Raw genomic sequence first — 12,750 nt, forward strand, 5'->3', positions numbered from 1 at the left:
GCAATACGATGATTAAGAACATTTTTTGATGTGATACTTTTTCATCAGAAGCTCAAAATACATCATTAATGAAATTTAAGATACTTTTAGCATTATGTTTTGTCAATATAATGCAGGCTCAGAAATTTTACTTTCCGAGGACAGCGGCAACAGATTCTACAATGTTGGAAAAACAAATCCCGGAACTGGCTTTAAAGGTGATTACTGAACATCAATCTCCTAAAAACAAACCGAAGTATACGCTCACGTTTTTAGACAATCAGTTTCGTTTACAGCTCGCGGCAAAAGATTACAAAAGCTCAATTGCAAGTGTAACCGCTTACCGTAAGGAATATGCAGATCATAACATGGCAGGGAACAAACATCTTGCTCATGAAATCTACAGTATAGCCAGGCTGATTGAAAAAGATAAAAATATTCTGTTTCCAGATGCTCTTCAAGCCGCCTTTACTACAAAATATGAAAGTTTATCCGAACCGCTGACCACCAAAGTAGGACTCACCCTGGATATTGATTCAGATGTAAAGGACCATAAAAAGAGATTGAATGCAACACTTGACAAACAAAAAGATAAGGACAGCATAGACTATGCTTCCGCTCTGGCTTTATGTAAGAACTATGTCAATTATAAGACTTACTCAAGCATCAAACCTCAGATTATGCAGCTGTTCAAAGTAAAGGAGCAGGAAAAATTCATCATTGAAACCAAAATCCTTACTTTAAAAAAAGGAACAAAACTTACCATTACGATTGTACGAAAAAAAGAAAACACTTCTCCTCTTCCCGTTATACTTACCAATAATATTTATGCCGGGGAATTTTTAGATGCAGCGATAGGGAAAAGAGCAGCAGTTTACAATTACGTAGGAGCCGTGGTTAACACCCGTGGAAAAAGAGACAGCAATGACCCCAATCATCCATTTGAAGACGAAGCTCAGGATCTTTATGAAGTCATAGACTGGGTCAGCAAGCAACCGTGGAGCAATGGTAAAGTAGGAATGATAGGCGGAAGTTATTTAGGATTCAGCCAATGGGCAGCTGCCAAAAAACTGCACCCGGCTTTGAAAACCATTGTACCTCAGGTTTCGGTAGGGATCGGAATAGATTATCCTTCTCAGAATAATGTCTTCAAGGGTTATATGCTCCAGTGGATTCACTATGTCACCAATAATAAGCTGACTGATGAAGCAAGCTTTAATAATGATACAAAATGGGACTCTATCAATACAGCATGGTACAAAAGCGGCAGATCATTCAGAGCCCTTGATTCTTTAAGCGGGAAGCCCAATACAATATTCCAAAGATGGCTGGATCATCCCGGTTATGATAAATACTGGCAAAACATGGTCCCTTACAAAAAAGAATTTGCCAAAATAAACATTCCTGTTTTAACAACTACAGGTTATTATGATGCTGATCAGATCGGAGCATTGTATTATTATAAAGAACATCACAAATACAACAAAAACCCTAACCATTATTTAGTGATAGGACCTTATGATCATGCAGCAGCTCAAAGTTATGGATACAATTATGTTTATGTTTTCGGTTATGGAAATCTACTCATAGATCCTGTAGCCAGAATAAGTATTGATCAACTTGCTTTTTCATGGTTTGATTATATTCTGAAGGATGGCAAAAAACCGGAACTTCTGAAAGATAAAGTCAATTTTCAGATCATGAACAGTAATACATGGAAACATGTTCCTACTCTTGATAAAATGCACTCATCTTCTCTTAAATTTTATCTTCAGGACCGTAAAAACGGTTCTTCAGTTTTTGAGAAACCCGGAACTGAACAATTTACCCAACAGACCATTGACTTTAAAGACAGAAATCCGAAATATCTTTATCATACAGTAAGCAAACAGGATAGTGTGTATGTAACCAATTCTATTTATTTTGAAAGTGAAATTCTGGAAAAGGATATTACAATAAGCGGAAATTTATCCGGAATATTCAACGTTTCCATCAACAAAAAGGATTTTGATCCCAAAACCCTATTATATCAGGTACAGCCTGATGGTAAGATATTTTTACTATCTACACACCTTACCCGAGCCAGCTATGCAAAAAACAATTCCAAACGTCATCTGCTTAAACCTGGCAAAAAGGAGCAGATCCCAATCAAAAACTCATTTTTCATCAGCAAAAAAATAGAAAAAGGAAGTAAACTGGTCTTACTGGTAGGAGTTAATAAAAATAAGAACTGGCAGGTCAATTATGGCACAGGAAAAAATGTAAGTGATGAAACTATAAAAGATGCAGGTGAGCCTTTGGAAATAAAATGGTACAACGACAGTTATGTGGAAATTCCCATTTATAAAGAGTAAATTCTTTTGTTTGCGCATTTTTCCCCAAATGTTTTTAACAACTGTTAACATCAAAATAAAAAATCATTACATTTGCTTTTTTTCAAATCAAATATAGTTATTGAATGAGTCAACTTTTTAGAAGAAAAATCTATTCAGATACAGATACATCAACAGGGCTTTTAAGAGTGCTGGGTGTATGGGACATTGTATTTTTTGGTATTGCGGCTATTATAGGAGCTGGGAGTTTCAGCAGTTTGGGAGAAGCCGTTTTCAGAGGCGGTCCCGGTGTAATACTACTCTATTTGATTTGTGGTTTTGCCTGTGGGTTTACCGCTTTATGCTACGCTGAATTTGCCAGCAGAATTCCTACGGCAGGTTCTGCATACACATATGCTTATGCCAGTTTTGGGGAATTGATTGCATGGGTTATCGGCTGGGCTCTGATCATGGAATATTCTTTCGGGAATATTTACGTAGCCTTTTCCTGGTCAGATTATTTCACCAGTTTCTTAGGACGTCTCGGAATGCATATCCCTGATTATCTTACCTGCAGCTATACCGAAGCCAGAAAAGCCGTTCAATATGGTTCAGAAAACAAGGAACTCTTAAATGCATGGAAGACCGCTCCATTAATCGGAAGTTTGAAATTCATTGTAGATATTCCAGCATTGGTTATTAACGGTTTGATTACATGGCTTTGTTATGTAGGAGTAAAAGAAAGTAAAAACTTTAATAACTCCCTGGTTATCTTAAAGCTTGGAGTAATTTTACTCGTTATTCTTGTTGGTTTTGCGTATATCAATACTGAAAACTGGACCCCAGTAAGCCCGACAACCGGAACACCATCCTTTATGCCAAATGGCTTTGCAGGGGTAATGAGTGCCGTATCCGGAGTATTCTTTGCTTATATCGGATTTGATGCTTTAAGTGTTCTTTCTGAAGAGACTAAAGACCCACAAAAGACTTTACCAAAAGGAATGATCATCTCTCTTGTGCTGTGTACTGTGATCTATATTGCATTAACGCTTGTATTGACAGGTATGGTAGATTACAAGAAATTTGACGGTGTGGGAGATCCTCTTTCTTTTATATTTGAAAAAACAAATGCTAATGTAGCATGGATGGAACTTGTAGTTTCTTTCGTTGCAATTGTTGCCATTACCACTGTATTATTGGTTTTCCAGATGGGACAGCCAAGAATCTGGTATGCCATGAGCCGTGACGGACTGATGCCTGCAAGATTTCAAAAAGTACATCCTAAGTATAAAACACCATCATACGCAACCATCGTTACTGGGATTGTGGTAGGTATTCCTATCCTGTTTACAGATAAAACTTTTATTCTTGACTTTACCAGTATCGGAACTATTTTCGCTTTTGTACTGGTATGTGCCGGAGTACTAATGCTTCCAGCTAAAGAAAAAATTAAAGGCAGATTCCACCTTCCTTACGTGAATGGTAAAATCATTTTCCCTGTTATTTTCATTGGTGGTTTGCTGGCTTTCTACCAGTGGCAGCCTGAGTTTTTTGATAATCTGATGAACTGGTCAGATCCTAATGAAGGAGAATTCAGAGCTTCTATTTTCTTTTTTATTATCATCAACCTGATTCTATGTGTCGTAGCTTTTATCAAGAATTTATCATTAATTCCATTGATTGGTTTAAGTTCATGTCTGTATCTTCTTACAGGAATGAGCCATGAGAACTGGTTCTGGTTCGGAATGTGGTTCCTGATCGGTATGGTTATTTATTTCTGCTACGGATATAAAAACAGTAAGCTTGGAAAAGAGTTAAAAGACAGCTAAATAAGCATTTAATAAAATTGCGAAAAGGCAAAATAGCAAAGAGGTTAATCCCGTTGGAAATACTGATTCGCTGTTTTGCCTTTTTCTTTTTCAGGCTCGTTTAAAAATCGGCAGCATTATTGCTTTGACTTCAACAGAATCAACAAACTATATCGCCATGGCCGAAAGAATCAAAACATATAGAGAGTTTTACCAGTTTTATCTTACTGAGCATAGTAAAACAGGCACACGCATTTTCCATTTTATCGGAACATTTTTAGTGTTTTTCGTAATATGGTATGTCATCAGTTCCGGAAAGGAGCGATTTCTATGGTACATCCCGATTGTAGGCTATGGATTTGCCTGGTTCAGTCATGCTGTGATCGAGAGAAATAAGCCGGCTACTTTTAAATATCCTTTATGGTCTTTAATCTCGGACTTCAGACTGTTTTTTGAGCTGCTGATCGGTAAGCAGAAATTCTTTACGTCCAATAACCAGCCTCAAAAGCAGGAATAGCCTTTAGTTTCTTTTCCTTTTTTAGTTTTGAAGACGTAAGAGCATTTCGACTTAGCACAATGTGAGATTTTCAGCAAATGATGATATTATTTTTCTCGCAGATTGTGGAAATTTCGCAGATTTTTTTTAATAATATCTGCCTGGTTTCCAAGAGCTGTAGAGGATATTAAAGTTTAGATTCCTTGCTTTGCCCGGAATGACAAAACAGAGTTTTGAAATTTTATCGGAGATAAAATCTTTGCGCCTTAAAAGCATTCCTTCTAATAATACTTGCGCCTTTGCGTTTTCCGACCTTTACTTTTAGATTGAGATTGCTTCACCTTCGGTTCGCAATGACTATATGTTGGTAGAATTCTGTTTATTCTGATGGAGTTTCTTCCCAATCAGATAACCCAATGAAGGCAGAATACATGACAATACAACCGGAACTATCAAAGCCAGACCTGATCCGTCAAGGATAATCGTTAAAGGAAAAAGATATCCGTTATAAACAAGTAGTGCCAATGTAAAAAGAAAACTGTCACTATTACCTGTAGAAAGAATATTAAAATCGCTTCCAAACTGATCAAACAAACCGGAGCAAACGAATAAGAAAACATTCACAAAAAACATCCATAGGACAGTTCTGTAGATCATCCCTTTTTTTGCATTCAGATATCCGGCGAAGATCAGAAATAAAGATAAAATTCCGGAAACGGTATAATCCAGTCCTGAAACATCAACTTCACTACCCATTCTTCCAAAGAAATACATCGCATACAATACCAGATTTCCGAGATAGATGACCGTTACATAATTCATACGTTAAAAATTTTGTGTTTACGGTTAGTATTGTTTTTCAAGTATATCGTAATGAACCGTGTTTACTATCTTCTCTGCAAGGATGTCACCATCTACTTTTTTCGGTTCAGGAATATAGCTTGAAAAGGTTATCGTATGATCTTTATTGATTGTTACTTCCACTTCTTCAAGGATATTTTTATCATCTACATAAAACTGGATCCTGTTTTCTACAACTCTCCAGAAAGAAAGTCTTGGTTCAGATGGACTGCAGTCACCCGACTTCCCTTCTACATAATTATAAATGGCAAAACCATCTTCCCTGATGGCATAATTTCTCATCAGGCGGCAGTTATCGAACTCTTTTATCACTTTCTTTTTACCTTCATAAAATCCTGCTTCCTTCAGTTTCCAGAATCCTGTAACGTTTTCTTTGGTTAATTTTTGGGCACTGACCAGAGAAACGGTCAGAAAAGAGGCAAGAAAAAATATCTTAGACATAATGAATTTGTGTTTTTTTGATTGTAAACGAATATAATAGTGAGTAAAGAATTACGGCGGGCGGCTTCGCCGCCCGCCGTAATTCTAAACCTTAAGCTTTGAACCTTTAACTTTGAACCTAAAGGATTCTATTTAAACTTCTTCTTAAAACTGAATTTAAGCATATTCATGAGTCCCGGTTCAATGATATCAATTCCCAGTCCGAAATTACTGTCAGCAACAGTATGATGATCTGTTCGGAACTTTTCAAACTCACTTTGCGGAATTTCAATATTGATCAGAGGATTGTATTCAATATAAACACTTGCCCCATTTTTGTTCACTTTTTTTCGACTTTTATAATCAAAATATGGGTTGGATATCGTACTTTCCTGAACTGTATATTTTTCTTCAACATCAATTTTCTGATCCGTCTGCAAATTGATTTCATATTTCTCACTATCGAAATTATGCCAGAAAGGTAAATCTTTGTGGATGAAATCTCTTGCACTCGCCTTCACTACATTTCTGTCAAAGTACATCAGAAAACGGTTTTTCTGCGGATCCACAAAATAAGGATTTTCAATGGTTGCGGTATACTGGATCTTAACTTCATTCAGTCTTTTGTCATCACTTACTACATCAATAGCAGCATCTTTGAATACGTTTCGGACATCTGTACCATTACGGTCACCTGAATAATTAAGCGCATAGAAAAGAAAGCTGTTCCAGCTGTCTATGATTTCTCTTTTATTGGTACTTTTAAAATACCTTCTCATAGCATTGGCTCTGTTTCCTTTATAAGTTGTTGATAAAGTAAGCTTTCCGATATTACCCTGTGCATTTAAATCTACTCTTTCATCAATGCAGAAATAAGGGAATTTATAAGATTTTCTTACCTGAAGCTCCTGATCTTTCTTCACTTCCAGATAATGCATAAAATAGATAAAGCCTCTGTTTTCAATCAGTCCGAATTCATCACGGATGGTTGCATCAATGAAATATTCTTCACCTTTATAATTCACTTTTACGACAACATGATTGAAACTTAACAGGGACGGTAGATAATATTTAATATAATAATCCGTATTAAAATTAACCAGCACTACAGAGGCGTCTACTCCTATATAATCAAGGATTACTTTCAATAAAACCGATTTTGCCTTACAATCGCCCTGTTTATTTTCATACGTTACTGATGGTTCCTGTGGCTTATGACCATTCATTTCATCTGCATTGAAAACATAATAGATATGATTTTGTACATATTCTATGGCAAACTGCAGTTTTTCGTCCTGATCAGCAATGGCATCGAGTTTTTCAACCAGATTGGGAGCAAAATCCTTTAACGAAGACTTGTTAAAAATCTCCTCATAGAACGGTACAATATAGTTGGAAAGATCTTTCCAGTTGCTTTCTGTAGCAAAATCTACATAAGGAAAAATTTCACGGCCTGAATCTACAGGGTTGATATAATTCTCTTCTTCAATGACAAATCTATCTCCTTTTTTCAGATAACTGATTTCCGGCTCAAGAACATTTCCCTGCTCATCTCTGAAGAATGTTTTTTTATAGGCAACAGTCTGTTCACGTTCGTTGATGAATGTAAATTTAAAACTTCCATAAGCCCAATAGTTATCAGGACTTACCCAGACATATTTAGAGAATTCCTTTCTTAAAAAATCACGGTCTGTAAATTCTTTGATCCTTGAATCTTCTAAGATCAGAACATCATAAAGCCTAAGATCTTTGATGGTAATATTGATTTTTTTATTACTGCTCAGAACTCCTCCACTGCTTTGGTTTTCACTGTCAAGAACCTTAATTTTTGTATCCGGAATTTTATCGATCAGCACTCCATCCCTCAACACACTGATTCTGTGAATCTGGTAGACTTCATTTTCCTCCACAATCACATCAGAAACAGAAGCTCTTTCCAGGTTTCCAGGTTCGTTCAGAGTATACGCCATGCAGACGTACTCACTGTTTTCCGTATTGCTTGTATAGTATTTTTTGTCTAAAAAATAGCAGTAATCACGACCTTCATCAATTTGTCTTCTGGCAAATTCGGAGTCTTTGATTCGGTTTTTTATTTCCTCATCCCCGATATTTCCTGCCCACATTTCAGGTTTTTGAATCCTGTAATTTTCAACTTGCATTTGATTATCCATATTTATTATAAGAATTATATTTTGGTTAGTGTTTAAGAAATTCAAATTAAACAATTAAAAAAGTAAAAAACAATAGCAGAAGTACTACAAATTCAGTATTTTTTTTCGGCACAGTAATTGCGAGGTATGGGGAAAATCAAGTTTATGAAAAGTATAGCAACAATTCTAAAAGGGGCAGCACCCGCATTAGCATTATTCGCAATGACGCAATGTACAACCACAGCCAATGCATCCGCAGGTGATGAAAAAACATTCATCGTAGGACCACAAACAGCAGATTGTACAGGAGTAGCTCCTATGAAATGTCTGCAGGTAAAAGAAAACGCTTCCGGAAACTGGACAAATTTCTACAGCAATATCGAAGGATTTACTTATGAACCGGGATATGAATATGTTTTAAAAGTAAAAACAGAAAAAATTGAAAATCCGCCAGCTGACGGATCTTCCATAAAATACACTTTGGTAAAGCAGGTTTCTAAAACGAAAAAAGCAGAACTGGCAGCCAATGAAAAAACAATTATCGTAGGGCCACAAACCGTAGAGTGTTCTGCCGGAGCTGGCCGTATGCAATGCATGCAGGTAAAAGAAAGTGCTTCTGCAGACTGGACGAATTTCTACAGCCCTATTGAAGGTTTCACTTATGAGCCGGGTTACGAATATGTTTTAAAAGTAAAAACAGAAAAAATCGCTAATCCTCCGGCAGATGCTTCTTCAATCAAATATACATTGGTAGAACAGGTTTCTAAAACGAAAAAATAATCAATAAAAAACCGCTTCTGAAAATTCAGAAGCGGTTTTTTATTGCTGGAAGCTGGAAGAACGAAGTCAGAAGTTGCTTTTGGACGATCCGAAAAAGTCAGCAAATAATCCATTTTTAAGTGTTTTATTTCTGTCTTTCTTTTTACTTCCTTTTTATCTTAAAACCCAGTCTCTTTTTGTGGTGGATCAGGATATTTTCCTTTCGTAGCCTCTCCCACTGTGTTGGCTGTTGTCATCGCCACTACAAGATCATTCAGCATTCCGCTGGCTGCAGTGGGTGAATTGGGAAGGAGTACAAGGTTACTTCTGTTGCTGGCGCCCACAGAATGTAAAGTATCATAATGTTGTGTTACTACAATCAGCGCTGAAGCCTCATGAGAATTGATATCCACATTATTCAGCATTCTTACAGATTCTTCCAGTCCTTTTGCAATTTCTCTTCTCTGGTCGGCAATTCCCTGCCCTTGTAATTTCTTGGATTCTGCTTCTGCTTTTGCCACCGCAACAATTCTGATTCTTTGTGCTTCAGATTCGTATTCAGCAGCCGTTTTTTCTCTTTCTGCTGCATTGATCCTGTTCATGGCATGTTTTACCTGCTCATCCGGATCAATATCTGTTACCAAAGCTTTGATAATATCATAACCATAACTGTTCATGGCATCCTGAAGCTCGCTTTTCACTGCAATGGCCACATCATCTTTTCTTACAAAAACATCATCAAGCTTCAACTTGGGAACTTCTGCTCTTACCACATCAAAAACAAAAGAAGTAATTTGATTTTCAGGATTTTCCAAACGATAGTAGGCATCTCCCACCTGACTTCTGATGACCTGATACTGAACAGAAATTTTCATTTTAATAAAAACATTGTCTAATGTTTTTGTATCAATCAGTACATCCAACTGCTGAATTCTCAGATTAAGTCTTTTGGCAATCTGATCTATGATGGGCAGCTTAAGGTGAAGACCTGAATGCTTTACCGCACGGAATTTCCCGAAACGCTCTATAATTGCTGCTGTTTCCTGCTTAACGACAAAAAACGAAGCGAATAAAATGATAAGCCCGAAGAAAATAACGGGTGCAAAATATATACTCATAGTTTTAATTTTTATTAATATGTCGTTACACCACCTGTTTTTGTTAAAAACATTTTTTGTAAGTAGCTGCTTAAATATAAGAAAAATAAATGTAAGATCCGGAATATAATCCCCGGGAAATCAGACTTTATGATATCATATTTTTTTAAAAACCAAAACTATTCTGAAAAAGACTTACTTTTGAATATTCATTACATCATGGTCAATTCAAAAGAAATATTAAAAGATCACATCTCTAAATTCACTTCAATTACTGAAGAACAATTGGATTATGTTTTCGGACATTTTAACCTGATCTCTTTAAAAAAAGGGCAAAGTCTTATTTCGGAAGGCGATTTTGTGAATCATGAATATTTTGTTCTGGAAGGCTGTCTGAAAGCATTTTATCTTAATGACAGCATGAAAATGTTTATCCTTCAGTTTGCCATGCCTACGTGGTGGGTGACAGATTTTGATGCACTTTACAATAAAACAAGAGCAACCATCAATGTAGACTGTATCACCAATGCCAGCATCCTTTCTATTTCCAACGAGGACAGGGAAAAGATCTGTAATGAAATTCATGAAGTTGAACATTTTTTCAGATGGAGAACCAATAAAGGGTATGTAGCCGCCCAGAAACGTTTGTTATCTTTTATGAATAATGATGCCAGATTCCGGTATGAAGAACTTCTATCCATGTATCCTCAATTGTACAATCTGGTTCCGAAACATCTGATTGCTTCTTATCTGGGAGTAACCAGAGAAACTTTGAGCAGGCTGCACCAGTAATCAACCTCTTTAAAACAATTAATCTCTTCCTCTATTTTGTGAGGTACATCACGTAATTTTTTCCTTCAGTCGGCTGAACTTTGTGTCAATATTTAAACCCAATAAAAATGGACACAAAAAATTTTAAAGTCAATACAGAAAACAGTACTATCGACTGGATCGGAAGAAAAGTAACCGGCGCTCACAATGGAACTATCGGTATAAAAGATGGAAACTTCACATTTGGAGAAGGAAGTTCTATGTCAGGAAAGTTTGTCATAGATACCCGTTCCATCAAAATCCTGGACATTGAAGATGCTGAAACCAATGCACAGTTTGCCAATCATCTGGCTTCTGATGATTTCTTTAATTCTGAGCATTTTCCTGAAGCTCATTTCGAAATCACGCATGCTGAACCGGGTGATGAAAATCTTTATTATGCAAAAGGAGATCTTACCATAAAAGGAATTACACATCCTATAGACACAAGCCTGCAGATTGTAAAAACAGATAATATGGCCGTTCTAAAAACCAAGATCATAGTAGACAGAACGAAATTCAACATCAGATTCAGATCTTCCAATTTCTTCACCAACCTTGGTGATACGCTGATCTACAACAATTTTGACTTAAACATCCATCTTGTAGCGGAAGCTTATTAATTCTATAACCTTAAAATTGACCATCATGCCATTCATCAAAGTAGATGTACTTCGCGAAGATCTTAACCGCGAAACAAAACAGCAATTAATCAGAAAAATAAGTGAAGCTGTCACCTCAGTTTTGAATAAGGATCCTCACTTAACCCATATTGTCATTAACGAGATTGAGGATGATAACTGGGGATATGCCGGAGAACAGGTTTCAGTATTAAAAGAACAGGGGTTTTCAACAGGAAAAAAATAATTCAGCAATGAAAAAACAAACCGTAATTATAACAGGAGCTTCTTCAGGAATAGGATTGGAAACGGCCCGTTATTTCCTGGACAGAGGTGATAATGTCATCATCAACTCACAAACGGCATCCAAATTAGAGGAAGTTTATCATGAATTGGGAGCAGGGGAAAATCTGGCAATGGTTGCCGGAAGTGTTTCTGACAAATCAACAGGGGAAGCATTGGTAAAAACAGCAGTTCAAAGATTCGGATCAATCGACGTTCTCGTCAATAATGCCGGAATTTACGAGAACAAGCCTTTCCTTGAAGTTACCGAAGATTATCTGGACCGTTTTTTAACAACGAATTTAAAAGGAACATTCTTCACTACACAGGCTGTTATTCCTCAGATGATCAGACAAAAAGACGGTGTGGTAATTAATGTAGGAACACCATTGGTATATCATGCCATTGCAGAGTCTCCTTCCACAGCACCTATTTCAAGTAAAGGAGCTATTCATGCACTGACTTTGCAGCTGGCGGCAGAGTTTGGGAAAGATAATATCAGAGTCAATACGGTGGCTCCCGGATTGATCAGAACTCCAATGCATGGTGCAGACCTTGACAATAATACAGGAATTCACCTCATTAATCGTATCGGAGAGCCGGAAGAAGTTGCTCAGATGATTCATGCGATTGCAAAGAACACATTAATTTCCGGGGCCATCATCAATGTTGATGGCGGAATGGGTGCCGGGCATCATTTATCATGAAACTATCATTAATTATAGCATGGCTGCTCAGCTTTCCGCTGAGTAACCTTGCACAAAATCTAAAGGATATGAAAACCAATCAGACCTCAGAAACTGAAATAAGAAATGTCATAGAGAATTATTATTTCAAAGGGATTTATGAAGGAAATACCGATATTCTTGCCAAAGCTTTTTATAAAGATGCTTTGCTTTTCGGAGACGTTAACGGAGTTCCCTATTTCAAAACTGCAGAGCAATATATTGAAGGCGTTGGAAATCGTATAAGTCCGCAGAAATCAGGAAAAGGTTTTAAAGCGAAAATTATTTCAATCGACATTATGAATTCAATTGCTGTTGCAAAATTAAATGTAAGGATGTATGATTTTAATTACTATAATTTCATAACTTTCAATTATATAGACGAGCAATGGATGATCGTTAACAAGACTTTGACCAATGTACAGCCTTAA

The 12,750-nt window shown here is 36.7% G+C and carries 13 protein-coding genes; 9 read left to right on the forward strand and 4 right to left on the reverse strand.

The window, feature by feature from the left end; genetic code table 11:
* The first annotated feature begins 68 nt into the window (after positions 1–68).
* From AC59HC_RS12165 to AC59HC_RS12175, 3 genes are all read left to right on the forward strand, one after another.
* Positions 69–2,333 carry a CocE/NonD family hydrolase gene (locus tag AC59HC_RS12165; RefSeq protein WP_496558672.1) on the forward strand — a complete coding sequence of 755 codons (2,265 nt, stop codon included), beginning with the start codon at positions 69–71 and terminating at the stop codon, positions 2,331–2,333.
* Positions 2,334–2,437: 104 nt separating this feature from the next.
* Positions 2,438–4,120 (forward strand): APC family permease, encoded by a 1,683-nt coding sequence (locus AC59HC_RS12170; protein ID WP_202838617.1) that lies wholly within the window; start codon positions 2,438–2,440, stop codon positions 4,118–4,120.
* 157 nt (positions 4,121–4,277) lie between these two features.
* Positions 4,278–4,616, forward strand: a complete 339-nt coding sequence (locus AC59HC_RS12175; RefSeq protein WP_121488170.1) for an Mpo1-like protein — start codon at positions 4,278–4,280, stop codon at positions 4,614–4,616.
* 336 nt (positions 4,617–4,952) lie between these two features.
* Here AC59HC_RS12175 and AC59HC_RS12180 read toward each other — a convergent pair whose 3' ends face one another.
* The 3 genes from AC59HC_RS12180 to AC59HC_RS12190 all read right to left on the reverse strand — a co-directional run bounded on the left by AC59HC_RS12180 (position 4,953) and on the right by AC59HC_RS12190 (position 8,035).
* Positions 4,953–5,417: a hypothetical protein gene (locus AC59HC_RS12180; protein ID WP_496558673.1), complete on the reverse strand. Its 465-nt coding sequence runs from the start codon at positions 5,415–5,417 to the stop codon at positions 4,953–4,955.
* A 24-nt stretch (positions 5,418–5,441) separates the two neighbouring features.
* Positions 5,442–5,897 (reverse strand): lipocalin-like domain-containing protein, encoded by a 456-nt coding sequence (locus tag AC59HC_RS12185; RefSeq protein ID WP_496558674.1) that lies wholly within the window; start codon positions 5,895–5,897, stop codon positions 5,442–5,444.
* Positions 5,898–6,025: 128 nt separating this feature from the next.
* Complete coding sequence (locus AC59HC_RS12190) at positions 6,026–8,035, reverse strand: hypothetical protein (protein ID WP_496558675.1); 2,010 nt, start codon at positions 8,033–8,035, stop codon at positions 6,026–6,028.
* Positions 8,036–8,191: 156 nt separating this feature from the next.
* Here AC59HC_RS12190 and AC59HC_RS12195 point away from each other — a divergent pair, with 156 nt between their 5' ends.
* Complete coding sequence (locus AC59HC_RS12195; RefSeq protein ID WP_227942518.1) at positions 8,192–8,806, forward strand: DUF4377 domain-containing protein; 615 nt, start codon at positions 8,192–8,194, stop codon at positions 8,804–8,806.
* 158 nt (positions 8,807–8,964) lie between these two features.
* Here AC59HC_RS12195 and AC59HC_RS12200 read toward each other — a convergent pair whose 3' ends face one another.
* The gene (locus tag AC59HC_RS12200; protein ID WP_062675312.1) at positions 8,965–9,903 is read right to left on the reverse strand and encodes an SPFH domain-containing protein; all 939 of its coding nucleotides are present in this window, start codon (positions 9,901–9,903) and stop codon (positions 8,965–8,967) included.
* Between the two features lie 129 nt (positions 9,904–10,032).
* Between AC59HC_RS12200 and AC59HC_RS12205 the strand changes: the two genes are divergently transcribed.
* From AC59HC_RS12205 to AC59HC_RS12225, 5 genes are all read left to right on the forward strand, one after another.
* The gene (locus AC59HC_RS12205; RefSeq protein WP_496558676.1) at positions 10,033–10,674 is read left to right on the forward strand and encodes a Crp/Fnr family transcriptional regulator; all 642 of its coding nucleotides are present in this window, start codon (positions 10,033–10,035) and stop codon (positions 10,672–10,674) included.
* Positions 10,675–10,781: 107 nt separating this feature from the next.
* A complete protein-coding gene (locus tag AC59HC_RS12210) occupies positions 10,782–11,315 on the forward strand; it encodes a YceI family protein (RefSeq protein WP_202838612.1) in 534 nt (177 codons plus the stop codon).
* Positions 11,316–11,340: 25 nt separating this feature from the next.
* Complete coding sequence (locus AC59HC_RS12215; RefSeq protein ID WP_062675241.1) at positions 11,341–11,559, forward strand: tautomerase family protein; 219 nt, start codon at positions 11,341–11,343, stop codon at positions 11,557–11,559.
* Positions 11,560–11,566: 7 nt separating this feature from the next.
* Entirely contained in the window at positions 11,567–12,301 is a 735-nt protein-coding gene (locus AC59HC_RS12220; protein ID WP_429813912.1) for an SDR family NAD(P)-dependent oxidoreductase, read from the forward strand.
* Complete coding sequence (locus AC59HC_RS12225) at positions 12,298–12,750, forward strand: nuclear transport factor 2 family protein (protein WP_496558677.1); 453 nt, start codon at positions 12,298–12,300, stop codon at positions 12,748–12,750. The genes AC59HC_RS12220 and AC59HC_RS12225 overlap by 4 nt, the downstream gene beginning before the upstream one ends.

Source organism: Chryseobacterium sp. DZ-32, from assembly GCF_059587025.1.